The following is a 25,222-nucleotide window of genomic DNA, read 5'->3' on the forward strand; positions in this document are numbered from 1 at the left end:
TAAAGGATAAATCTATGAATTCATATAGAGTTGCTTGCTTCGCTTTACTGATTGGCGGGGTCTTGGGCTTTGGTATTAAAAGTGTGGTGACTGGAATAAACCATCCTATGTCAGAAACAAAAGACGGGGGCTCCAGCTCAGCTAATGAGCCATTGTATTGGGTAGCCCCTATGGACCCAAATTATCAAAGAGATAAACCAGGCAAATCACCCATGGGGATGGATCTGATTCCAGTTTATGCGGATGACCTAAATAGTAATAATGACAAGCCGGGAACAGTGAAAATCGATCCTGCTGTTGAGAACAACTTAGGGGTTAAAACAGCTGTTGCTGAATATGAAGTGTTAGCGCCCAGAATAGAAACGGTTGGCTATATTACTTTCGATGAGAGCCTACTTTGGCAAACCAATGTGCGCGTTTCCGGTTGGGTTGAAAAGCTCTACATTAATGCGGTGGGCGAGAAAGTAAAACAAGGCGAAATCTTGTTTACTTTATATTCTCCTGAGCTGGTTAAGGCTCAAGAAGAATTGCTCAATGCCTACCAAACAAAACGAAAGGGAATGATAAAAGCGGCGACCGAGCGGTTGGTCACCTTAGGTGTTGATGTCGAACAGGTGAAACAGATCGCGAGTCGTGGTAAAGCGTCTCATACCATTGAAGTAAAAGCGCCTGCTGATGGTGTTATTGCTAGCCTTAGCATTCGAGAAGGAGGTTATTTATCTCCTGCTCAAGCGGTTATCAGTGCTGGTCCTCTTGATGATGTTTGGGTCGATGCTGAAGTGTTCGAACGTCAATCGCAGTGGATTAAACAGGGTAGTCAAGCCGCTATGACGCTGGATGCCCTTCCTGGAGGTAAATGGAAAGGTGAAGTCGATTATGTCTATCCAATTTTAGATCCTAGTACTCGCACTTTACGCGTTCGTTTACGCTTCCCTAATCCTAAAGGGGAATTAAAGCCGAACATGTTCGCCAACGTGACCTTAAAGCCAGTCACTAGCGAAAAAGTGCTCACCATTCCACGTAACTCTGTCATTCATTCAGGAGGGATGACTAGGGTTGTCCTTGCCCAAGGTAAAGGAAAATATCGTTCTGCTCGAATTGAAACGGGTCGTGAGGCCGCAGATAAAGTCGAAGTCATAAGTGGTCTAACGCAAGGGGAGCGTATCGTGACCTCCGCACACTTTATGCTCGACTCTGAATCGAGTCAATCAGCTGATCTATCAAGAATCAATGGTTTGGAAGTCATCGAGGAGACTGCATGGGCCAAAGGTGAAATTACCAATGTGATGGCTGATCATCGTATGTTAACCATCAACCACCAACCTGTTCTAGAGTGGGATTGGCCGGGTATGGTGATGAATTTTAACCTTGCGGAAAATCTTGATACCCAGTCATTTAAAAATGGTCAGCAGCTTGAATTTAAGATGAAAAAAGCAGAGTCAGGCCAGTATGAAATTGTTGATTACAAACTGTCTCAGGAGAAAGTAGCTAAGGAACTCTGGATAAGTGGGGATATTACCATGCTTATGTCTGACTTTGGCATGATCACTCTAGATCATCAACCCGTATCCCAGTGGAATTGGCAGGCGGGAGAAATGAATTTTTCGGTCGAAGAGAAAGCCAAGCTGGTTGGTTTTGAAGAAGGCCAGAGAGTTGATTTCTTAATCGAAAAGAAGGGAAGTGAATTTGTCTTGAAGCAGATAAAAATGAGTGAGGGTAAATAATGATTAACACCATCATTCGTTGGTCGATAAGCAATCGCTTTTTAGTGCTTGTTGCGACATTTGCTTTGATTGTTTCAGGTGTCTATAGCATTAAGAATACCCCTGTGGACGCCATTCCAGATTTATCTGATGTTCAAGTTATCATCAAAACCAGCTATCCGGGACAAGCGCCTCAGGTTGTAGAAGATCAGGTCACTTATCCTTTGACCACCGCCATGCTTGCGGTCCCCGGCGCTGAAACGGTGAGGGGATATTCATTTTTTGGTGACTCATACGTTTATATCATTTTTAACGATGACACAGATATGTATTGGGCAAGATCTCGAGTATTGGAGTATTTGAGTCAGGTCTCATCCAAACTTCCACCAAGTGCTAAGCCAACCCTAGGTCCAGATGCGACAGGCGTTGGCTGGATATTCAGCTATGTTCTACAAGACAAAACAGGTCAGCATGATTTGGCGCAGCTGCGCAGTTTGCAAGACTGGTTTTTAAAATATGAATTGCAAACGCTTGACGGGGTCTCGGAAGTTGCCACTGTGGGAGGAATGGTTAAACAGTATCAAGTACAAATTGATCCTGCCAAGCTCAGAGCCTACGACCTTACCTTACAACAAGTGAATACGGCTATTCAAAATGGCAATCAAGAATCAGGGGCATCCGTTGTTGAAGTTGCTGAAGCAGAGCATATGGTCCGCACCACTGGCTACTTATCGGGGATAGAAGATATAAAGGCATTACCTCTCAAGGTGACTGGCAAAGGCATACCTCTGTTACTTGGTGATATCGCCGATATTAATCTTGGCCCACAAATGAGGCGCGGAATTTCAGAGCTTAATGGCGAAGGTGAAGCGGTTGGCGGTGTGATAGTGATGCGTTTTGGAGAAAATGCTAGCAAGGTAATTTCTGAAGTCAAAGAGAAGCTATCACAGTTGCAAAACAGCCTTCCAGAAGGGGTAGAAATAGTCACTACCTATGACCGCTCTACTTTGATTAATGCAGCGGTTGATAACTTATGGAATAAGCTTGCAGAGGAATTTATCGTCGTTGCGATAGTATGCGCTTTATTCTTGTTCCATATTCGCTCTTCTCTGGTTATCGCTTTTAGCCTTCCTGTGGGCATTCTTGCTGCCTTTATTGTCATGCACTGGCAAGGAATTAATGCCAATATCATGTCTCTAGGGGGCATTGCCATTGCCATTGGGGCCATGGTTGATGGTGCCATTGTCATGATAGAAAATGTGCATAAGCACATAGAGCGAACCCCCTTAACGGATAAAAACCGCTGGCAAGTCATAGGTAATGCTGCGCAAGAAGTGGGAGCGCCACTCTTCTTCTCACTCCTGATTATCACCTTGAGCTTTGTGCCTGTCTTTGCGTTAGAAGGGCAAGAAGGGAAGATGTTCTCACCTTTGGCATTTACTAAAACTTACGCAATGGCAGCATCGGCAGGTCTTGCGATTACCCTTGTTCCTGTACTTATGGGTTATTTGATAAGAGGCAGAGTGCTTCCAGAGCACAAAAACCCTATCAACAAAGGCTTAGTTAATTTGTACAAGCCATTATTGAACTTTAGCTTGAAGTACCCTAAATCCATACTAGCTTTGGCTATTGTGCTGATGGGCTCTGCTTATTATCCCACAACTCGGCTTGGTAGTGAGTTTATTCCTCCTTTAGATGAAGGGGACCTAATGTACATGCCCACTACTTATCCTGGTATATCGATTGGTAAAGCAAGAGAGCTACTTCAACAGACCAATAAACTCATTATGACTGTGCCTGAAGTTGAAACGGCGTGGGGAAAAATAGGTCGAGCAGAAACCGCAACCGATCCAGCTCCTTTGACCATGATAGAAACTGTCATACAACTTAAACCAAGGGAGCAATGGCGAGAGGGGCTAACCCCCGAAATGCTGCGCAAAGAGTTTGATGATCTGGTTCAATTTCCGGGCTTAACGAACGCTTGGGTCATGCCAATCAAAACACGAATTGATATGTTGGCAACTGGGATTAAAACCCCTATCGGAATCAAGATTGCGGGTCCTGATCTCAAAGAAATAGAGAAAATAGGTGCAGAGCTAGAGCCCATTTTAAATGGCATTGAGGGTACAGCATCAGTTTACGCTGAACGTGTAGCGGGTGGCCGTTATGTCACTATCGATATTAACCGTAAAGCGGCAGCACGTTATGGATTAAGTATTAAGGATGTGCAGCAAGTTATCTCTACTGCGGTCGGGGGGCTTAATGTCGGTGAAACGGTAGAAGGGCTTGAGCGCTATCCAATTAATGTCCGATACCCTCAAAACTATCGCGATTCTGTGGTCAAGTTAAATAACTTGCCTTTGGTAACAGCAAATGGTGCTCGTATTGCCTTGGCTGATGTTGCTGATGTGCGTTATGAAGATGGTCCTCCAATGATAAAAACAGAAAACGCTAGGCCTAATGGGTGGGTGTTTGTTGATATTGATGGGAGAGACTTAGGTTCATACGTCGACGAAGCGAAGCAGGCTGTCACGCAGCAACTTAGTTTACCTGCAGGGTATTCATTGGCATGGTCAGGGCAAGATGAATATATGGAAAGAGCAAAGCAGCGACTTGGAGTTGTGGTTCCTATCACTATTACCATCATCATGCTGCTGCTTTATTTTAGTTTCCGCAGAGTTGGTGAAGTTGCAGTGATTATGCTGACTTTGCCTCTGGCTATGGTGGGTGGATTGTGGCTGATGCATTTGCTCAATTACAACTTCTCCATTGCTGTTGGCGTGGGCTTTATTGCTCTTGCGGGGGTAGCTGTAGAAATTGGTGTGATTATGTTGGTTTATCTTAATCAAGCATGGCATCACACTAAAATTGATGCCGCATCTCAAGACAGAATGCTTCAAGAATCAGATCTAATCGATGCTATTCGAGAAGGAGCGGGGCTTAGAGTTCGTCCTGTCATGATGACTGTGTTGACCGTCATTATTGGTTTGATCCCCATTATGTATGGTGAAGGCACTGGCTCTGAGGTGATGCAGCGCATTGCCGCGCCCATGATAGGAGGTATGGCATCTGCACTGCTTCTCACTCTCTTGGTCATACCAGCAATCTTCAAGCTTTGGAAATTGCATGAGACTCGCCAAGAGCCAAGAAAACCAACGTATTAAGGTCATGTAAGCAAGGGAGAAGTCTTAGCCTCTCCCCATTGATTTTAACCGTCAATCTAGTAAGGAAAAATGATGAATAAGATATTAATGGCAATACTTCTATCAGCGACTGCGACTTCGGTATTTGCAAGTATGGATCATTCAAACATGAACCAAAACAAAATGGATCATTCAATGATGAATATGGACGGTATGTCTGAAGTTGGTATGCCAGCAAAGGGGGCTCAGCCAGACAAAGTCATTCATGTTGTGCTGAATGATGATATGACGATTCAATTTAAAAAAGAGGTCAATATAGAGCCTAATGATGTGGTCCAGTTTGTGGTGATGAATGTTGGAAAAATTGACCACGAGCTCACTATTGGCTCAGCGAAAGAGCAGTTAGAGCATAGAGAAATGATGAAGTCCATGCCTCACCACATGCATGACTCAGGTAGCGCTGTCACTGTTAAGCCAGGGGAAGCAAAACAGCTACTTTGGCACTTTCATGGGGACAACAAGGTGGAGTTTGCTTGTAATATTCCAGGACATGCTGAGGCGGGTATGGTGAAAAAAGTCACCTTGTAGCGGTATAAGCTATGTTTTGGTTCGCCAGTGACTTGGAGATCTGGCGAATTCATCAGTTAGCAATCTTACTATCAAAATCAAACTAGCTTTCAATAACACGAATGATGTAAGTCAACGAATAACAGTGTTATTGCCAGTTACAATGGAAAACGGTTCACAGTGTGATCACCAAAATCTATATGGGTAATGGTGACTCGGGCTGTCTATTCCCATAATTAGTCCAAACTTGAAGTTGTGATATGTACTGGCGAAACAGGGCAAAAAAGTATGATGTGTGGCTAAGGCAGCGATTGATAACCTTAGCGGCGCCATGGTTTGACTACCGGAGTGGTTTACACGCCCTAAGAACGACAACGGCATGTGTGATTGCTTATGGTATTACTCGCGTTTTTGATATTCCGCACTCGAGTTGGGCGCTGGTCACTATTATTGTGGTCATGGGGCCTGCTTCCTATTTTCGCACCACGCTTTCGAAGGCAAACCAGCGCTTAGTAGGGACGCTGATTGGAGCTCTCGCAGGTTTATCACTTCATCTTATTCCAGCAGAAAATAGCGTAACTCATGGAACACTACTAATAGGATTACTGGCTCTTGCATCCTATTTTTTCTGGAGCCGCTATTCCTACGCCGCTATTTTGGCGGCTGTGACTCTTGCTATTGTTTCAGATGTTCCAATTGGTGATCTTTCTGCTTTAGAGTGGAGAGTATTCAATGTAATCCTAGGTACGAGCATTATATGGGTTTGTAGCAGATATGTGTTTCCTGAGCGTGCTTTGAACCATTTTCAATTGATGGTTTCCCAGTTTTTACAGCTCACAGCAGATTACTATTTACTGCACTTGCCCGAGCATCATAGCTCTAGTCCTAACCTTGATTTGAATATGGACGTGTTGAGTCAAAATTTAGCCCAGCAAAGGGCAATTGCGACTCATGTAAAAACCGAGTCAAACGGACAAGCAGACAAAATCTCTGAAATATTGACTTTAGAGCATCGTATAATAGGTTTGGTTGAAAGTTTGTTAACCGAAAAATGGCCACAATCAATGCCAACTATGTCGGATCATAGTCATCAACTGCTTGAATCCATGAATCTTCTCAGCTTGGAGCTAGCTGGAGGGCGGGTCAGCCGCTATCCACATTTCAACTTTCTTCAGCATTATCAAAATCTAGATCTGCAATATTTAAACCAGTGCACTTATGTATGGCTTAATCACCAACTCAGTCAGCAGATAAGCCGCTTATCAGTTGCACTAGGGCAAATATACGATAACGCTGATTGAAGATCTGACTCACGACAAGGCATTAATTATCTATACATTGAATAGAAGAGACCCTTGTTCAGAGAAAAGCTGTGATACGCAACCTTTTTTCTAACTGTACATAAGCTGCGCTTTTCGGTAGCATGTCGCTCCTTCTTAATTTCCCTAACTGACAAGGCTTGGACGGCATATAAACGTTCGGACATCATGCGTAGTATTCACACCAACATAAAACCCGAGTTTGAGCCTTTATTGTCTGAGTTAGCGATACATGCTTTACTTCATCTAAGAACCAATTACAGCGCTAAAGCATTAGCGCACAAATCTCGACCTGAAATTAATGATATTCTTTCTGCTTGGCTTAATAAGGCAGGGAATAGCAAGAAATACAAACCCTTTAAGAAGAAAATACGTTCTCTAGTGACTCATGCTCGTTCACAGCGCTTAGATATGGAGTCGATGCTAGATAATTTATTATCACCTTTGTACGGTGATGAACTTCCTCATTTGGATAGTTTCCTTCTGCTTATTAATATGCTTGAAAAAGAACTCAACACGACGGTATTGGTATCAAGCCCGGAGAGTGTTGATTTATCCTATAACTCAACGAGCTGTTTACTTTGTGTTTTATCATCAGATCTTAATGTGCATTTTGATAACAGAAATCGCTTGGCCAAGGGTATTTCAATGTTATTTCGTGGTTCTCGAGGGGAGAAACACGCCATATTACGTATCATATACGCATCTTCGATATTTGAGCATAACGTCGATTATGAAGATGATAACTTTCTACGCTTCTGTTTAACCCTTAAGTAACCTATTGTTACCATTAAATAATGTAAAGTGAAAGTAGTGTGTTTTAGTGCGCCGAAAAAGCGCTCGCTTGTTTTGGTCTGATTAGCCTAACTACGGATCACTGCTCTCTTAAGTGATAAATAAAACAATAGAGTCTATGCTTGTTATATCGACATGGAGTATTTTGTGTAATCCATGTTTGCGCTTGGGAATGAAAGGCAGTTCTGTCTCCTTTATGACTTTCACTTCCCACCTTATAAAACGGCAGCCATTAGCTGCCGTTTGTTTTGCTCAATTATGTAGCGATTTTTGTAAGTGTTAATTTCCCGATATTCTCTTTACCCTTCAAATTTTCACCTATTTATTAACCTTTGTGTAACTAGATGTGGTTTTTGCTCATTTGTCGCACTAAAGAGACAGTAATTGTTATCTGCTCGGACCACTTTTTGTTTATTTTCGTATCTAATACCACGTCCTTAACAAATTGTTGACATCAATCTGATTGGGGCGCTCAGAGGCGTTTAATCCTTCTAGAGAGCAATGTGATTATAGTTTTGTTACTAGCGTGACTATTTCCTATTGAATCCGTCATTTTGATAATAAATCTTGAGGTGATTAAGCGTAAAAACGCATCACCAATTTATGTCTAACTCTATCCATATAAAGAGGCAAGAATGAACACAAAGCAGTGCTCCTTGTTAGCAGTGTCCATCCTACTCGCCAGCCAAGCACACTCGGCAGGCTTTCAAGTGGCGGAGCATTCCGCATCCGGTTTAGGTCGAGCATTTTCAGGCGAAGGCGCTATTGCCGATAATGCTAGTGTGTTGGCTCGAAACCCTGCAGCCATGATGAGGTTTGAGCAAGCAGCCTTTTCAGGCGCGATCTCTTTTATCGATCCCGAAATTGATGTCAAAGATGTCAGCAATAATGAGCAATCCAATGATATCGCGCCTTTTCAGGTTGTGCCTGCGAGTTACTACATAGCGCCAATTAATCAAAGCTGGGCCTGGGGTCTTGGCTTATTTACCAATTATGGTGTTGCAACCGACTACCCAACCGATATCTCGGCGGGTGATATGGCGGGTAATACCTCACTGCGCTCGGTCAATCTAAACCCTAATATTGCCTATCGCTTGAATGAATCTTGGAGCTTTGGTGCCGGTCTAAATTTGGTATATGCCGAAGCTGAATTAACCCGCTATAAAGGCGAAACCACGACCGCGACTGGTGGTAATGCTAATGATAAATTAATCGGCATGACGGGTGAGACGTTTGGCTATGGTTGGAATATCGGCACCTTATATGAGCTTGATGAGGATCATCGCTTTTCTTTAGCTTATCGATCTGCGGTCAAACTAGATTTTGATGAGGGTAAATTTAGTTCTTATAGTTCAGGGATTGCCACAGAGCCTACCGTGACTGGGCGTCTTAAAGTTGAATTACCAGCGATTATTGAGCTGTCTGGTTTTCATCAGTTGAACTCCCAGTGGGCTGTGCATTATAGCTGGCAGCGCACGGATTGGAGCACCTTTACTAAGCTTGAAGCCACGAGCCCTAAATGTACAAACCCTACAACGAACACGCAAGGTCAGTGCTTCTATAAAGCGGAAGACTATAACGATAATGATCGTCTATCACTCGGCGCAACATACCAACTCAACAAAGAATGGACCTTAAGAGCAGGCTACGCCTTTGATGAGCAAGCCGGTAAAGCGACACTAAGCATTCCTGACAGTGACCGTCATTGGTATAGCACAGGTTTCACCTACCAATGGAGCCCAGCTTTATCCTTTGATGCCGGTTTTGCGCTGGTATTAAGTGATGATGGTTCGTTTAAAGAAACGAATGGTTTAGGCTATGAGCGAACTTTTGAATCACAAGGCCGCGCCTTTATCTCCTCAATACAAATCAATTATCTATTTAACTAAGGTCAGTGGAATGATAAGTAAGAAACATATTCTTAGCTTGGCTGTGCTGTTGGCGACAGCTGCTCTAACCGCTTGTGGTGATGACAAAGGCAGCTCTGGAACAGGGCCAGAGGCGTATATCGCTGAATCGTTATCTCATAGTACCACGGTTAAGATGAACCTTGATCCCAATAAGCCATCTGTGCCTCTAAACAATAATCTGTTTTTTGATCCAAATACAGGTAGGTTAAATTTTTTATCTGACGAAGAGAGAGAGAATAGCGATATTAGCGATCCTCGATTTGCTCTTGGCTATGCCGATGGGTTTTCTACATCTATGCCACTCTATATTTCTGTTGATGGCAGAGGATTTGGTGACGACCTAGGACAGATCGCAGAGGGAGCCAGTCTATTTAATGTTAACACTTCTAGTAAGCTAACTTATGGCGTTGATTTCGTAGCTTCAACTTTGGATGATAAAATTATCGTCATTCCGCTTAAGCCTTTTAAACCCAGTACGAACTATGTGTTGGTACTAACCAATCAAATCAAAGATGTACAAAACGAGCCGATTGGTATGTCTAGGTCTTATGCTGGGCTGAATTCTCACCCCTACAATGACGGTAAGTTAGGCTATTTGCAAGCCATGCTTAAAGGTCAAAAAGCGATCGCTGAGAAGTTCGGCATTGATCCTAAAACCATGGTGTACTCTTCTACTTTTACCACTGGCTCAGTTGGCGATGTGATGACTGAAACCGCGAAAGAGCTGTTAAAGTTAAAAACTGCGAACAATGCTAACTTTAGACCTAACCCAGATAATTTAGATCTCACAGATGCTTACTCACTGACGCTAACAGGAGATAGTGATGGTAAGAATGTGCAACCATTTAGTGTTGGGTTGGAAGCTGTAGAGGCTTTTAAAAATCCTGCTAGAGAGGGTAATTCAGATACGAATAATGAAGTTAATGCAGTCACGACTGAGGAGACCAGTACTGCATCTGATTCCAAAGAGGTTGATAAACCTCATTTAGGAGAGTTGTTCAAAGCTGTATTTAAAAATTATTATGACCGCACCGGTTCTACTACAGACCTAGAGCGAGTTAATGTCACTAAAGGTACAGTCAAGCTGCCTTACTTTTTGGAAACGGGTGCTAAGTTCGACACCACACCTTTTGAGCCCGCCAATCCAGAGGCTTCAGCGGTTACTCGCTATAGTCCGATTCCTAAAATAAAATCATTGCAAGATGTGGAATTTATTTTATTTACGCCAAAGTATAGTGAGCTCGATGAAGATAAACCTAAAGGCTTAGTTATTTATCAGCATGGGGTTACCTCGATAAAAGAGGATGCGTACTCTTTTGCTGCTGACCTCGTTGCTAAAGGATTAGCGGTTATTGCTATTGACCACCCTATTCATGGCGAAAGAATGGTTAATGGCGCGGTGAAAGCGCATACGGATGATGCTACGCCTTACCTTAATCTAGCGGCATTACCCGTAGCCAGAGATAATATGCGGCAAAGTGTTCTTGATATTCTTGGCCTGCGTTTAGCTTTGGAAGGACAGTATCTTGACATATTGCCTGATGGAGTAGCCCTTAGTTCGGGCGATAATGTTAATACCGACAGCGCTCTAAAACTTGAGTCTGCCAGCATTAAGTTCCTCGGCCACTCACTGGGCGGCATTTTAGGTAATACGGCGATGGCTATTGCCAATAATACAGGTGCCTCAGAATATCAGTTTAGCTCGGCGGTATTTGCCAAATCGGGTGGGCATATTGCTGAATTGTTATTTGCTTCAGAAACGTTTGGCCCCCTTATCAAGCACAAGTTAAATCAATCAAATCCTGATTATCAAGGTTATGTTAGTGGTGTCTGTGAGAAGGAGAAGCCTACTCCCCTTAAAGAAGGAAAATGTTATAATCATTTTGCAACTGCAAACAAAGAAGCTGCTAAGTTGATTGAGAAAAAACTTGTACCATATAAAATTATTGCTCAAACCTTAATTGATACCGTGGATCCTCATTCAGTGGTTAGTGCAGGTCTTTATCCGAAAGACTTGCCGACTCTTCTGATTCAAGTAAAGGATGATAAAACTGTGCCTAACAATGGTTCAGGCTCCACATTACCTATACCAACAAGTGATTTTGTTGGGACGGAAGGTTTACGCAGTGTTCTAGAAGGTCCAGATGTTAGTGTTAATAGCCGCTTCGCCGAGTATGCAACAGGAGATCATAAATCACTGTTAATTCCCGACATTGGGAAGAGGTGTCTAAATGTTGTGGGCGATGCAGAAAGTGGTTTTGACTTACAATGTGTAATGAAGCAATACGCCAATACAGAGTCAATGCGAAAATTAGTGGTGGATTTTCTATCGAATGATGGTAAAGAACTTAAAAATATAGATTCAGACCTTGTAACGTTGTCAGCCTTAAAGACGGGAAATAGCCCACTGACTTTAAGTGATTAACCACAGTGCGACTTAGCATTCACTCAATTGATCTATAATAACACTACAGGCGGCGGAAACGTCGCCTTATTTTTAGTCAATATATTGAGTGAGGCGGATATGGAAATGCACCAGCACTCGATGCCCGATTTGTTTATGCAGCTTGGACTCGAGAGCTCAGATGACAACATACGTGAGTTTGTAAAAACACACAGCGGTTTGGTGGTTGGCACCGTACTTCATGAAGCTTTTTTTTGGTCTCCTTCTCAGGCGGCTTTTTTAAAACAGGCCATAGATGAAGATGCCGACTGGGCTGAGCTTGTTGACCAGCTTGACGCCATGCTAAGAGGCTAGGCTCTGTTTACAAGCTAGCCAAGGACTTGCTTTGTCCAAATCATTTTAGGCTTACTAGGTTGTGTAGTAAGCCTTTTTTATATCTTTCTATGCGCTTTTCTGTGCCAGTTTTGGATGTTAACCCCTAAACTTCTGCGAATTGCTCCTGATTGTTCATATTAACTCTTAAGATGAAAAATCCGACTTAGATCGTGTTTTACCACTTCTTTAAGAAAATAATTGTCTCTGACTTGAAAACGTGATTAAAGGCCCCATTTCAAATACTGTTGTCTGATTGATTGACGTTTTTTTTAGCGGTTAGTGGAGTTTTTAGGTCAGAAGGCGAAGTGATGTTGGGTATAGGCTCGACAGTGACCGAACAGGTCGGTAGAATGCGGCGTCTGAATTTTATCCTGAGGCTAATCGGAGATAGCTTTTGAGATTAAGTCGATAAAGATATCACTAATTAGTCCGGTGACTGACTCGTTTAGTTATCGATTCTCGATTTACAAGTAGTGCTCTTTGAGTACCAATAAAGATGAACTTTTTACTGGGTTCATATGCTCAGTTTCAATTCTGAGCCAGTTTTGAGGTTAATGAATAATGCAAGTTACTGTTGAAACGCTAGAAGGCCTAGAGCGCCGTCTTAACATTACTGTTCCAGCTGCCAACATCGAAGATGCTGTGACAGCTGAACTGCGCAACATCGCTAAAAACCGTCGTTTCGATGGTTTCCGTAAAGGTAAAGTGCCATTGAAAATGGTTGCTAAGATGTACGGCAAAGCGGTACGTCAAGACGTGATGGGTGAAGTGATGCAGCGTCACTTTATCGAAGCGATTGTTAAAGAAAAGATCAACCCAGCGGGTGCACCTGCGTTCGCACCTGTAGAAAATAAAGAAGGTGAAGATCTTGTTTTCAACGCAACTTTCGAAGTTTACCCAGAGGTTGAACTGAAAGGTCTAGAAAATATTTCAGTTGAAAAACCAACCACAGAAGTTCAAGACTCAGATGTTGAAGAAATGATTGAAACTCTTCGTAAGCAGCAAGCTGCTTGGGTTGAAGTTGAAGAAGCGGCTGAAGAAGGTAAGCGCGCGACTATCGACTTTGTTGGTTCTATCGACGGTGAAGAGTTCGAAGGTGGTAAAGCTGAGAACTTCCCACTAGAAATGGGCGCAGGTCGTATGATCCCTGGTTTTGAAGATGGTATCACAGGTAAAACTGCGGGTATGGAATTCGAAATCGATGTGACTTTCCCTGAAGACTACCACGCTGAAAACTTGAAAGGTAAAGCGGCTAAGTTTGCTATCAAAGTTATTAAAGTTGAAGGTCGTGAACTTCCTAAAGTTGATGATGAGTTTGTTGCTAAGTTCGGTGTTTCTGAGGGTGGCATTGACGCACTGAAAGCTGAAGTACGCAAGAACATGGAGCGTGAGCTTAAGCAAGCGGTTAAAAATCGTATCAAAGAGCAAGCTCTAGAAGGTCTAGTTCAAGAAAACGAAATCCAAGTGCCAGCAGCTTTGATTGACCAAGAAATTGGCACTTTACGTCAGCAAGCAGCCCAGCGTTTTGGCGGTAACCCTGATGCAGCAGCCCAGCTTCCACGCGAGCTGTTTGAAGAGCAAGCTAAGCGTCGTGTTATGGTTGGTCTACTTCTTGGTGAAGTGATCAAGTCTGAAGAGCTAAAAGCTGACGACGACAAAGTGAAAGCACTGATCGAAGAAATGGCAACAGCTTACGAAGACCCTTCAGAAGTGATTGCTTACTACGAGCAGAACACTCAGATGATGGATAACATGCGCAATGTAGCTCTTGAAGAGCAAGCTATTGATGCCATTATCTCTAAAGCTCAGGTATCTGAGAAAGCGGTGAGCTTTAACGAGCTAATGAACCAACAGCAGCCAGCTTAATAAGCAATATATTGCCTATAAGGTTGACGGAACGTTAACTCTTCTGCTAACAATGGTCCGTGTGGTATTTATCATCCGGACCATTTATTTTAGGGACATAACAATATGAGCTACCAAGAAAAAAATGCAATGTCACCCATTCTAGACGCACTGGTACCCATGGTGGTCGAACAGACCTCTCGTGGTGAGCGCTCTTACGATATTTATTCTCGCTTGCTAAAAGAGCGTGTGATTTTCCTAACGGGTCAAGTAGAAGACCACATGGCAAACCTTGTGGTGGCGCAGTTACTTTTCTTAGAATCAGAAAATCCTGATAAAGATATTTTCCTCTACATCAACTCGCCTGGTGGTAGTGTTACAGCTGGTATGTCTATCTATGACACTATGCAGTTTATCAAGCCAAATGTGAGCACTGTATGTATGGGACAAGCATGTTCTATGGGGGCGTTTTTGCTTGCAGGTGGCGCACCTGGCAAGCGTTATGTACTGCCTAATTCACGGGTAATGATTCACCAGCCACTTGGTGGTTTCCAAGGGCAGGCATCAGATATTCAGATCCATGCTCAAGAGATACTGACCATCAAGCAAAAGCTCAACAAGTTGCTTGCCGAGCATACAGGTCAGCCTCTTGATATCATTGAACGTGATACCGACCGAGATAACTTTATGGCAGCAGATCAAGCTGTTGATTACGGTTTGGTTGACGCTGTACTGACTCATCGCAGCGAACAATAATTGCCAGAGCATTTTGGCTATAATTGATATACACTCAAATCATAATGAGTAAAGGCTAAGAGGTTAGCGAATGACAGATAAAAGCAAAGAGAGCGGTAGTAGTAAACTTCTTTACTGTTCTTTCTGCGGCAAAAGCCAGCACGAAGTTCGCAAGCTAATCGCCGGCCCATCCGTATACATCTGTGACGAATGTGTTGACTTGTGTAACGATATCATCCGAGAAGAAATTAAAGATGTGTTACCGAAGAAACAGTCTGAAGCACTGCCTGTGCCGAGGGAAATTCGTGACCATCTTGATGATTATGTGATTGGCCAAGATTACGCTAAGAAAGTGCTTGCAGTGGCCGTATATAACCACTATAAGCGTTTACGTAATGGAGATACGACCAGTGAAGGAGTAGAACTCGGTAAGAGTAATATTCTTCTCATTGGCCCAACTGGTAGCGGTAAGACTCTGCTGGCCGAAACGCTAGCTCGTTTCCTTGATGTACCGTTTACCATGGCTGATGCTACAACGCTTACTGAAGCAGGTTATGTTGGTGAAGATGTAGAAAACATCATCCAAAAACTGCTGCAAAAGTGTGATTACGACGTAGCTAAAGCCGAGCGCGGCATTGTCTATATTGATGAAATCGATAAAATTTCACGCAAAGCTGAAAATCCTTCAATTACCCGAGATGTTTCTGGGGAAGGCGTTCAGCAAGCATTACTAAAATTGATCGAGGGAACGGTAGCTTCTGTTCCACCTCAGGGTGGTCGTAAGCATCCTCAGCAAGAGTTTCTTCAAGTAGACACCTCTAAGATCCTCTTCATCTGCGGCGGCGCATTTGCCGGTTTAGATAAAGTGATTGAACAGCGTGTTGCTACGGGGACGGGTATTGGCTTTGGTGCTGAAGTCCGTTCTAAAGACGAAACTAAGACCGTTGGTGAGCTCTTCACTCAAGTCGAGCCAGAAGATTTGGTTAAATATGGCTTAATACCAGAGTTTATCGGCCGTTTACCAGTGACTACAACGCTGACAGAGCTGGATGAAGAAGCACTTATCCAAATCTTGTGTGAACCTAAAAATGCACTAACGAAACAATACGCAGCATTGTTTGAGTTAGAAGATTCTGAGTTAGAGTTCCGTGAAGATGCACTGCGTGCGATAGCGAAAAAAGCTATGGAGCGTAAAACAGGTGCGCGCGGTTTGCGTTCTATCTTGGAAGGGGTTTTACTTGAAACCATGTATGAACTGCCATCAATGACTGAAGTAAGTAAAGTCGTTATTGATGAGTCAGTTATCAATGGTGAGTCTGAGCCTTTGCTTATTTACAGCAACGCTGACAATCAAGCAGCAGGTGCAGAATCTTAAGTGAGATTCACATAAATTTAGGATTAAATTGAGGAGGTAGTGATTTACCTCCTTTTTTTTGTTCTTTCGTTGAATCCAACCAATTAGCCCCCATATAATCCTCATAAGACTAAGCGGAAGAGAGAAGAAGAAGAATATGAACTTGGAACGTTCCGAACGTATCGAGATCCCTGTACTACCTCTAAGAGACGTAGTCGTTTACCCGCACATGGTAATTCCTTTGTTTGTTGGACGTGAAAAGTCAATCGCTTGCCTAGAAGCTGCGATGGATAACAACAAGCAAATACTGCTGGTTGCACAAAAACAAGCTGAAACCGATGAACCAACTAAAGATGATTTATTTAGTGTTGGTACGGTTGCGACCATTCTTCAATTACTCAAACTCCCTGACGGAACCGTTAAGGTGTTGGTTGAAGGCCAGCAACGCGCAAAAATACACAAATTTGCTGAGGAAGAATTCTTTACAGCAGATGCGCAATATTTAATGACGTCTGAACTTGATGAGCGGGAAGAAGAGGTCATTGTTCGTAGCGCGATCAATCAGTTTGAAGGCTTTATTAAACTGAATAAAAAGATCCCTCCAGAAGTGTTGACATCACTCAATGGTATTGATGAAGCAGCTCGTCTTGCTGATACCATTGCAGCCCATATGCCTCTCAAACTTTCGGATAAACAAATTGTTCTAGAAACTCTTGATATTACAGAACGTTTAGAGTTTTTAATGGGGCAGATGGAATCTGAGATTGACTTACTGCAAGTTGAAAAACGCATCCGAACTCGGGTGAAAAAGCAGATGGAGAAATCTCAACGAGAGTACTACCTCAATGAGCAAATGAAGGCCATCCAGAAGGAACTTGGTGAAACAGAGGATGGTGTTGATGAGTTTGAGACACTCAAACAAAAAATCATTGACTCAAAAATGCCTCAGGAAGCTAGAGAGAAAACTGAGCAAGAATTGCAAAAGCTTAAGATGATGTCTCCAATGTCTGCTGAAGCGACAGTAGTACGTGGTTACATTGACTGGATGCTGGGAGTTCCTTGGTTCAAACGTTCGAAAGTGAAAAAGAATCTGGCTAAGGCTGAAGATGTTTTAAACGAAGATCATTATGGTCTAGAACGAGTAAAAGAACGTATTCTTGAGTACCTCGCCGTGCAAAACCGCATCAATAAGCTAAAAGGACCAATTCTGTGTTTGGTTGGGCCTCCAGGAGTGGGGAAAACTTCTCTAGGACGCTCTATTGCTGCTGCAACAGGTCGTAAGTACACACGTATGGCGTTAGGTGGAGTACGCGACGAAGCTGAGATACGTGGCCACCGTAGAACTTACATTGGCTCAATGCCGGGTAAGCTCATCCAGAAGATGTCAAAAGTTGGGGTGAAAAACCCACTGTTTCTACTCGATGAAATCGATAAGATGTCTTCGGATATGCGTGGAGATCCGTCATCAGCACTACTTGAAGTGCTTGACCCCGAGCAGAACAATGCATTCAACGATCATTATCTTGAAGTCGATTATGACCTATCGGATGTGATGTTTGTGGCAACCTCTAACTCAATGAATATTCCAGGGCCTCTGTTAGATCGTATGGAAGTGATTCGTTTGTCTGGTTATACAGAAGATGAAAAGCTTAATATCGCTAAGCGTCACCTTGTCGATAAGCAGATCAAACGTAATGGCCTTAAGCCAAGTGAGCTTGAAATCGCCGATTCGGCTATTATTGGAATCATCCGCTACTACACTCGTGAAGCGGGTGTGCGTAACTTAGAGCGTGAAATTTCAAAAATTTGCCGTAAAGCAGTGAAAAATATTTTGCTCGATACTAGTTTGAAAACCGTCATAGTGACCATGGAGAACCTAAAGGATTATTTAGGTGTTCAACGTCATGACTTTGGAAAAGCTGATGACAGTAATCGTATCGGACAAGTGACAGGGCTTGCTTGGACAGAAGTTGGTGGTGATCTACTAACGATTGAAACAGAAGCAATGCCAGGCAAAGGAAAGCTGACTCAAACGGGCTCTTTAGGGGACGTTATGCAGGAGTCTATACAGGCCGCAATGACGGTTGTTCGCTCGCGAGCTAATAGACTAGGCATTAATACGGACTTCTATGAGAAACGTGATATCCATGTTCATGTACCTGAAGGTGCAACACCGAAAGATGGTCCAAGTGCAGGTATTGCTATGTGTACTGCGCTAGTTTCTAGCCTGACAGGAAATCCTGTGAAAGCCGATGTAGCGATGACAGGCGAAATCACTCTTAGGGGCGAAGTCTTACCTATTGGTGGTTTAAAAGAAAAGCTTCTAGCAGCGCATAGAGGGGGCATAAAAACAGTCCTTATACCTAAAGATAATGAGCGCGATTTGGAAGAAATCCCAGATAACGTCATTGCTGATCTTAGGGTTGTACCTGTGCAATGGATTGATGATGTTCTTAAGGTCGCGCTAGAAAAAGACCCGTCAGGTGTCGAAATTGCTGCTGTAAAATAGTGATGTGCAGCAAAAATAAATAAAAGATTAGGCTGATAAGCACAAAAAGGCTTGTCAGCTTTTTTTTTGAGAGCTAACGTTACCCACATAGCCTCAGGCCTTGTTGGGTAAGGGTTGAGGTTAGTTTTAAATTGGAATGGAACGAAAGCTGCCTTTAAAAATTACCATTGGTGGCGCAAAGGGGAATTACAGTGAATAAAACACAATTAGTAGAAAAAATTGCACAGAACGCTGACCTTTCAAAAGCGTCAGCAGGTCGCGCTCTAGACGCATTTATAGAAGCAGTGGGCGATACACTTCAGTCAGGTGATCAGGTCGCTTTGGTGGGTTTTGGTACGTTCAGTGTACGCACTCGAGCTGCACGTACTGGTCGTAACCCAAAGACTGGTGAAGAAATTAAAATTGCAGCGGCGAACGTACCCGCTTTCAAAGCAGGTAAAGCGCTGAAGGATTCTTGTAACTAAAGCCTGCTGGTTGGTTTAAGGCAGATTATTAGTTGAAAAATAGCCAATATCGGCAGTTCTATCGAACCTTTTTAAAATATGCGCATCATACTGATGCGCATTTCTTTTTCTGATATCATCGCGCTATCTGATTTTTATTTGTAACGTATGTCGTGATAGTTTGTCATCGAACTAAAACGGACTGCACGTGGAGAGTGTTTAAATTATGATGGATCGATTACGCGAGGGCTCAAGCAGCATCGCGGTTAAAATTATCCTTGGGGTTATTATCCTATCTTTTGTGTTTGCTGGTGTAGGCAGTTATATCGTAGGTGGCGGCAACAACTCTGCTGCGAAAGTCGGTAATGCAGAAATTGGTCGTGGTGAGTTTGAACAAGCTTACCAAAATGAGAGAAACCGCATGCAAGCTCAGCTTGGCGACTATTTCTCAAATCTGTTAGCAGATCCTAGTTATGTTGCGTCTTTCCGTAAGTCTGTACTCGATCGTATGGTCAATGACCTACTTCTTGAACAGCATGCTCAATCGCTAGGTTTACGTGTCAGTGACCAACAAGTTAGAAACATGATTGTAGATATGCCGCAATTTCAGGTCGACGGCAAGTTCGATCAGGAGGTGTATCAAGCCACTTTACGCCGTGCCGGATTCAGTCCTGATAGTTTTGCTGAATATTTACGTCGTGACTTAGTAAGAAACCAATTACTGAGCGCCATTCAGGGTAGCGACTTTTCTCTTGAGGGTGAAGTTGAAGCTCAAAGTAAATTATTGACTCAAACGCGTGAGATTAAGAAAGTTACTCTTTCTCTTGCAGATTTTGCTGCTAAAGCAGAATTATCTGAAGACGAAATTAATGATTACTACACGCAAAACTCAGACAAATACACTCGTCCTGAACAAGTCAAACTTTCTTACATTGAATTGTCTGCTCAGCAATTAAAAAATGCGATTAAGATTTCTGACCAGCAGGCAGAAGAGTACTATCAAGAACACCTAGATAAGTACTCTTCTGAAGAAAAGCGCCGCGTAAGCCATATTCTAGTTGAAGGCGATGACAAGGCAAAAGCGCAGGCAATCCTTGATAAGATAAATTCAGGTAATGACTTTGCCACATTGGCTGAAGAAAGCTCTGACGATATAGGTAGTGCTTCAGAAGGCGGTTCTTTAGGTTGGATAGAGCGTGATGTCATGGACCCAGCTTTTGAAAAAGCAGCATTTGCTTTGAAAAAGGTGGGCGATGTGACGGGTTTGGTTAAATCAGACTTCGGTTACCACATCATAAAACTCGATGAACTCAAGGGCTCAGTTACCAAGCCATATAAAGAAGTAGCCGAAGACATAAAGCAAGAACTGCAAGATCAAGAAGCGATTGACCAATTTTATGCATTGCAAAGCAAACTGGAAAAAGTAGCCTTTGAATATCCTGATGCTCTTGATGATGCTGCTAAAACGATTGATGCGAAGATACACACCACAGATTTTGTCTCTGAGTCGGATGTTCCTGAACTATTGAAAGGACCTGAGGTTATTCAAGCGATTCAAAGTCCTGAAGTCAAAGAGGATGGCCTCAACTCAGAAGTTATCGAAGTGGCGCCAGAGCATGTGGTGGTTGTTCGTGTAGAAGACACTCGTGAAGAGAAAGTCTTGCCTCTCGATGAGGTTCGTGAACAAGTTGTCGCCTCTTTATCTAAAGTCAAAGGGGAGCAAAGCGCTATTGAGCTGGCTGATAGTCTTGTTGCTGAACTTAAGAAAGGTAGTCAAGATTTAATGAAAACAAATGGTCTTGCATTTGGTGATTCAGAAAGTATTGATCGCAGTTCTCCTCTTGCTGAAGTTGTCTTTGCAATGAAGAAACCAGAACAAGGTCAAGTTGAATTTGGTCAAGCAAAAGACTTTAATGGTGACATCATTGTCGTAGAATTGACTGAGGTGAAATCTGATGTGGATGAGCAATATAGTCAACAGATTGGTACTCAACTGACTCAGATGAACGCTCAGCAAGATTTATCTGGGCTAATCAGTATTCTGCGTAAAACAACAGACATCAAGTATTATGCGGTTACCCAGTAATATTGATAGATGAAACTGATAATATTGATATGAAGGGCTGCTTGCGCAGCCCTTTTCAATTTAGTGAAATGCTCCTTTTGTCCTGTTTTATTTGACATATCGTATCTAAGGCTCGATTAAATCTAAGGAGAAAGCGCTATGATACGTAACTTTATGACGACTATTTTGGTGATGTTGGCTTGCTACAGTTCAATTGGGTACTCACAGAACTCGCCGGTAAATGAAAAATACTCGCAGATAGAAATCACCGTAAATATTAATACAGCCCAAGCAGATGAACTTGCGACCCTTCTCAGTGGAGTAGGTTTGAAAAAAGCGCAGGCAATCGTTGAGTACCGAGATGAAAATGGACCATTTCAACAAGTGGAAGATTTAGCTCAAGTGAAAGGGATAGGTGACTCTCTGGTAGATAAAAACCGAACTCGTATACAATTGTGAGAAACTGGAGCGCTCAGCGCTCCTTTTTATTGAATTACTTTTATTAGCTCTGGTACACCCAGATGATAACCACTATAATTTTACGCCAAATGATGAGCTGCACTGATGCAGTTGTTTTCAATTAATGTGGAGTAATACATGTCGTCTCATACGCCAGTCGTCACTGTTGATGGACCAAGTGGTGCGGGTAAAGGTACTCTTTGTATGCTGTTAGCAAATAAGCTAGGCTTCCAACTACTGGATTCGGGCGCTATCTACCGAGTTTTAGCACTAGCAGCAATCCATCATGGTGTTGATCTTGAATCAGAGGATGCATTGGTTCCCTTAGCTACTCACTTAGATGTTCAGTTTGTTGCTGAGGGTGAATTAGTGAAGGTCATTCTTGAGGGAGAAGACGTATCTGGTGAGCTACGTAAAGAAGAGACAGGGATGGCGGCGTCGAAAGTTGCTGCATTTCCAAGAGTTCGCGAAGCTTTACTTCGTCGCCAAAGGTCATTTGCAGGTGGTCAAGGCTTGATTGCTGATGGTCGAGACATGGGCACGGTCGTATTTCCGCACGCTGAAGCCAAGATATTCTTAGATGCGAGCGCTGAAGAACGCGCACATCGCAGGCTCAAACAGTTGCAAGATAAAGGTTTAAATGTTAAATTTGGCGACCTTTTGTGCGAAATACAAGAGCGTGATGACCGCGATCGTAATCGCCCTGTGGCGCCATTGCGGCCTGCAGATGATGCGCTCTTGCTTGATTCTACTACTATGAGTATCGACGAAGTGGTAGGAAAAGCGCTACAATATATCGAATCTAAGTTGGCAGTATAAACTGCCAAGTAAGGACGTTGGTCGCACGGATGATGATCAGCGAAGCTAATAACCCCATGTGGTAGGATACCCGTGGACGTTTAATTTATTGAAGATTAAATAAATGACTGAATCTTTTGCTCAACTCTTTGAAGAGTTTCTAAATGAAACTGAATTTCAACAAGGTACTATTGTTAAAGGTACTGTAGTCGCTATCGAGAACGGTTTTGTTCTTGTTGATGCTGGTCTTAAATCTGAGTCTGCAATTCCTGCAGAGCAGTTCAAGAACGCAGCTGGCGAACTTGAAGTTGAAGTTGGTTCTGAAGTAGACGTAGCGCTAGACGCTGTTGAAGACGGCTTTGGCGAAACTCAACTTTCTCGCGAGAAAGCTAAGCGTCACGAAGCGTGGATTGTTCTTGAGAAAGCTTACGAAGAAGCTGAAACTGTTGTTGGTATCATCAACGGTAAAGTTAAAGGTGGCTTCACTGTTGAACTAAACGGTATTCGTGCTTTCCTACCAGGTTCACTAGTAGACGTTCGTCCAATTCGCGACACAGCTCATTTAGAAAACAAAGAGCTAGAGTTCAAAGTTATCAAACTTGATCAGAAGCGTAACAACGTTGTTGTTTCTCGTCGTGCAGTTATTGAATCTGAGAACAGCGTTGAGCGTGATGAGCTTCTTGAATCACTACAAGAAGGTGCGGAAGTTAAAGGTATCGTTAAGAACCTAACTGACTACGGTGCGTTCGTAGATCTAGGTGGTGTTGACGGTCTTCTACACATTACAGATATGGCTTGGAAGCGTGTTAAGCACCCTTCAGAGATCGTAAATGTTGGTGATGAAATCCAAGTTAAAGTTCTTAAGTTCGATCGTGACCGTACTCGCGTTTCTCTAGGTCTTAAGCAGCTAGGTGAAGATCCATGGGTTGCAATCGCTAAGCGTTACCCAGAAGGTCACAAGCTATCTGGCCGTGTAACTAACCTAACAGACTACGGGTGCTTCGTTGAAATCGAAGAAGGTGTAGAAGGTCTAGTTCACGTTTCTGAAATGGATTGGACTAACAAGAACATCCACCCATCTAAAGTTGTTAACGTTGGTGATGAAGTTGAAGTTATGGTTCTTGAGATCGACGAAGAGCGTCGTCGTATTTCTCTAGGCCTAAAACAATGTAAAGCTAACCCTTGGCAATCTTTCGCTGAAGCACAAGCTAAAGGCGATAAAGTGACTGGTAAGATCAAGTCTATCACTGACTTCGGTATCTTCATCGGTCTAGACGGTGGCATCGATGGTCTAGTTCACCTATCTGATATTTCATGGAATGTTGCTGGTGAAGAAGCAGTACGTGAATACAAGAAGGGTGACGAAATTTCAGCAGTAGTACTAGCTGTAGATGCAGAGCGTGAGCGTATCTCTCTAGGCGTTAAGCAAATGGAAAATGACCCATTCAATGCTTATGTTGCTGACAACAAGAAAGGCGCACTAGTTAACGGTACTGTTACTGCAGTAGATGCTAAAGGTGCAACTATCGAGCTTGAAGAAGGTGTAGAAGGTTATATCCGTGCCTCTGAAGTTTCTCGTGACCGTGTAGAAGATGCTTCTCTAATCCTTAGCGTTGGCGATAGTGTTGAAGCGAAGTTTACTGGTGTAGACCGTAAGAATCGCGTAATTAACCTATCTGTTAAAGCGAAAGATGAAGCAGAAGAGCAAGAAGCGATGGCAACTCTAAACAAAGCAGATGAAGCTTCGTTTGGTAATGCAATGGCTGATGCTTTCAAAGCGGCTAAAGGCGAGTAATAACTCTCCTTTATGAAAAAAGGAGCCATAAGGCTCCTTTTTTATCAATTGAGCTAAAATAGTTTTAATACCAATCTCATCAAGTGACTCAAAAAATACGATTCTTCACTAAGCAAAGCGTCGTTTTTATGTCTAGAATAGTTACCAAGTGTTTGTTGGAATTGGTATTACTTACTATAATAAGTGATAAAATACTCTACGAGGGAAACTATGACAAAGTCTAAACTGATAGAAAGGCTCTGCGCCGAGCAAACCCATCTTTCAGCTAAAGAGATAGAAGACGCTGTGAAAGACATTTTGGAACACATGGCTTCGACACTAGAAACTGGCGATAGAATTGAAATCCGTGGATTTGGTAGTTTTTCTCTTCATTATCGTGAGCCTCGTGTAGGCCGTAATCCTAAGACTGGAGCAAAAGTCGAGCTAGATGGAAAACATGTTCCTCACTTTAAACCAGGTAAAGAACTGCGTGAACGAGTTAATATCGGCTAAATGCCCCTCTATTTCATAAAAACGGCATACATAAGTATGCCGTTTTTTTATTCTGCTATCACGGATCAGACACACTTTCTTAAAGCTGAGAAGAGCATAAGAGCCATTACCGTAATTTTGCGGTATATATGAATATTAAGAGAGGAAATTCCATAATAGGCATGGTTTGTTTACGGGATTTACTGCATAATCATATCGGCAGATACTCACCTAGGTGATCCGATATGAAAATTGTAAAAATTGTTATAATGCTGGCCTTGTTTCTTATTGCTTTGGCTTTAGGTTCTCAAAATCAAGAAGTGGTCAACTTCAACTATTTACTCGCCCAAGGTGAATTCCATCTTTCGACTCTTTTGGGTGTGATATTTGTTAGTGGATTTGTGTTGGCTTGGGTGATGTTTGGTAGTATTCATTTGCGTTCCCAACTGCAGATACGTAAGCTAAAAAAACAGGTGAAGAAACTATCACCTCCAGATAATCAACCTGAACAGGTTAAGGCAGAATAAAGTTT

General features: G+C 42.8%; 19 protein-coding genes. All 19 read left to right on the forward strand.

Annotated elements, in window-relative coordinates; translation table 11 throughout:
* The first annotated feature begins 14 nt into the window (after positions 1 to 14).
* A complete protein-coding gene (locus AAFM34_RS07035) occupies positions 15 to 1,724 on the forward strand; it encodes an efflux RND transporter periplasmic adaptor subunit (protein WP_341661316.1) in 1,710 nt (569 codons plus the stop codon).
* Positions 1,724 to 4,867 carry an efflux RND transporter permease subunit gene (locus tag AAFM34_RS07040; RefSeq protein WP_341661317.1) on the forward strand — a complete coding sequence of 1,048 codons (3,144 nt, stop codon included), beginning with the start codon at positions 1,724 to 1,726 and terminating at the stop codon, positions 4,865 to 4,867. Before AAFM34_RS07035 ends, AAFM34_RS07040 begins: the two co-directional genes overlap by 1 nt.
* 72 nt (positions 4,868 to 4,939) lie before the next feature.
* On the forward strand, positions 4,940 to 5,434 hold the full coding sequence (locus tag AAFM34_RS07045; RefSeq protein WP_341661318.1) for a cupredoxin family protein: 495 nt from the start codon (positions 4,940 to 4,942) through the stop codon (positions 5,432 to 5,434).
* A 239-nt stretch (positions 5,435 to 5,673) separates the two neighbouring features.
* Positions 5,674 to 6,714 (forward strand): FUSC family protein, encoded by a 1,041-nt coding sequence (locus AAFM34_RS07050; RefSeq protein ID WP_341661320.1) that lies wholly within the window; start codon positions 5,674 to 5,676, stop codon positions 6,712 to 6,714.
* Between the two features lie 186 nt (positions 6,715 to 6,900).
* Complete coding sequence (locus AAFM34_RS07055; RefSeq protein ID WP_341661322.1) at positions 6,901 to 7,509, forward strand: DUF2913 family protein; 609 nt, start codon at positions 6,901 to 6,903, stop codon at positions 7,507 to 7,509.
* Positions 7,510 to 8,162: 653 nt separating this feature from the next.
* Positions 8,163 to 9,416: a porin gene (locus tag AAFM34_RS07060; RefSeq protein ID WP_341661324.1), complete on the forward strand. Its 1,254-nt coding sequence runs from the start codon at positions 8,163 to 8,165 to the stop codon at positions 9,414 to 9,416.
* A 10-nt stretch (positions 9,417 to 9,426) separates the two neighbouring features.
* Complete coding sequence (locus tag AAFM34_RS07065; protein ID WP_341661326.1) at positions 9,427 to 11,862, forward strand: hypothetical protein; 2,436 nt, start codon at positions 9,427 to 9,429, stop codon at positions 11,860 to 11,862.
* Between the two features lie 99 nt (positions 11,863 to 11,961).
* The gene (locus AAFM34_RS07070) at positions 11,962 to 12,195 is read left to right on the forward strand and encodes a DUF2789 domain-containing protein (RefSeq protein ID WP_114787207.1); all 234 of its coding nucleotides are present in this window, start codon (positions 11,962 to 11,964) and stop codon (positions 12,193 to 12,195) included.
* Between the two features lie 582 nt (positions 12,196 to 12,777).
* Positions 12,778 to 14,082, forward strand: coding sequence for a trigger factor (tig, locus tag AAFM34_RS07075; RefSeq protein WP_341661330.1), 1,305 nt, complete (start codon positions 12,778 to 12,780; stop codon positions 14,080 to 14,082).
* Positions 14,083 to 14,187: 105 nt separating this feature from the next.
* On the forward strand, positions 14,188 to 14,817 hold the full coding sequence (clpP, locus tag AAFM34_RS07080) for an ATP-dependent Clp endopeptidase proteolytic subunit ClpP (protein ID WP_114787209.1): 630 nt from the start codon (positions 14,188 to 14,190) through the stop codon (positions 14,815 to 14,817).
* Positions 14,818 to 14,887: 70 nt separating this feature from the next.
* Entirely contained in the window at positions 14,888 to 16,171 is a 1,284-nt protein-coding gene (clpX, locus tag AAFM34_RS07085; protein WP_114787210.1) for an ATP-dependent protease ATP-binding subunit ClpX, read from the forward strand.
* Positions 16,172 to 16,307: 136 nt separating this feature from the next.
* Entirely contained in the window at positions 16,308 to 18,659 is a 2,352-nt protein-coding gene (gene lon, locus AAFM34_RS07090) for an endopeptidase La (protein ID WP_341661333.1), read from the forward strand.
* A gap of 170 nt (positions 18,660 to 18,829) precedes the next feature.
* On the forward strand, positions 18,830 to 19,123 hold the full coding sequence (locus AAFM34_RS07095; protein ID WP_308218903.1) for an HU family DNA-binding protein: 294 nt from the start codon (positions 18,830 to 18,832) through the stop codon (positions 19,121 to 19,123).
* A gap of 205 nt (positions 19,124 to 19,328) precedes the next feature.
* Entirely contained in the window at positions 19,329 to 21,188 is a 1,860-nt protein-coding gene (gene ppiD / locus AAFM34_RS07100; RefSeq protein ID WP_341661336.1) for a peptidylprolyl isomerase, read from the forward strand.
* A gap of 138 nt (positions 21,189 to 21,326) precedes the next feature.
* Positions 21,327 to 21,626 (forward strand): helix-hairpin-helix domain-containing protein, encoded by a 300-nt coding sequence (locus tag AAFM34_RS07105; protein WP_341661338.1) that lies wholly within the window; start codon positions 21,327 to 21,329, stop codon positions 21,624 to 21,626.
* Between the two features lie 138 nt (positions 21,627 to 21,764).
* Entirely contained in the window at positions 21,765 to 22,445 is a 681-nt protein-coding gene (gene cmk, locus AAFM34_RS07110) for a (d)CMP kinase (RefSeq protein ID WP_341661340.1), read from the forward strand.
* Positions 22,446 to 22,548: 103 nt separating this feature from the next.
* Positions 22,549 to 24,219: a 30S ribosomal protein S1 gene (gene rpsA, locus AAFM34_RS07115; RefSeq protein WP_160929975.1), complete on the forward strand. Its 1,671-nt coding sequence runs from the start codon at positions 22,549 to 22,551 to the stop codon at positions 24,217 to 24,219.
* A 210-nt stretch (positions 24,220 to 24,429) separates the two neighbouring features.
* Positions 24,430 to 24,711, forward strand: coding sequence for an integration host factor subunit beta (gene ihfB / locus AAFM34_RS07120; RefSeq protein WP_341661344.1), 282 nt, complete (start codon positions 24,430 to 24,432; stop codon positions 24,709 to 24,711).
* Positions 24,712 to 24,935: 224 nt separating this feature from the next.
* On the forward strand, positions 24,936 to 25,217 hold the full coding sequence (locus AAFM34_RS07125; RefSeq protein WP_341661346.1) for a lipopolysaccharide assembly protein LapA domain-containing protein: 282 nt from the start codon (positions 24,936 to 24,938) through the stop codon (positions 25,215 to 25,217).
* The last annotated feature ends 5 nt before the right edge of the window (positions 25,218 to 25,222 follow it).

The sequence above is a fragment of the Vibrio sp. genome (assembly GCF_038138445.1).
Lineage (GTDB): Bacteria > Pseudomonadota > Gammaproteobacteria > Enterobacterales > Vibrionaceae > Vibrio.